This is a genomic window from Stenotrophomonas sp. SrG (assembly GCF_050031795.1).
Classification (GTDB): Bacteria; Pseudomonadota; Gammaproteobacteria; order Xanthomonadales; family Xanthomonadaceae; genus Stenotrophomonas; species Stenotrophomonas rhizophila_A.
The window spans coordinates 1-235 of the sequence record NZ_JBNBBE010001410.1 but is presented as its reverse complement, the minus strand read 5'-3'; the positions used below and the strand labels follow the sequence as shown (position 1 = coordinate 235).

The 235-nt window shown below is 75.7% G+C and carries 1 protein-coding gene; it reads right to left on the bottom strand.

Going from position 1 to position 235, the window contains the following annotated elements:
• On the bottom strand, positions 1–235 hold a 235-nt coding region (locus ACQG3P_RS24045), incomplete at both ends, for a hypothetical protein (protein ID WP_426806452.1).

Here is a 235-nt window from a genome sequence, read left to right as displayed (position 1 = left end):
CCGAGTCGCGCGGCGCGCAGTCCGCGTTCCGCCAGCCGGACCAGATCGTGGAATTGCTGGCTGTTGGCGGGGGGGACGGGGTCCACGCGTCGGGTGGGCGAATCGCCCTCGGGCTTCGGGCCGACGTCGCGCCATGCCTGCACCACCGCGCCCTCGGCGACGGCATGCTCGGGCGGATGGTCGTCCAGCCTCGGGCCAGGGTCGAGACGGGGCCCCGGTGCGGCAACCGGTGCGG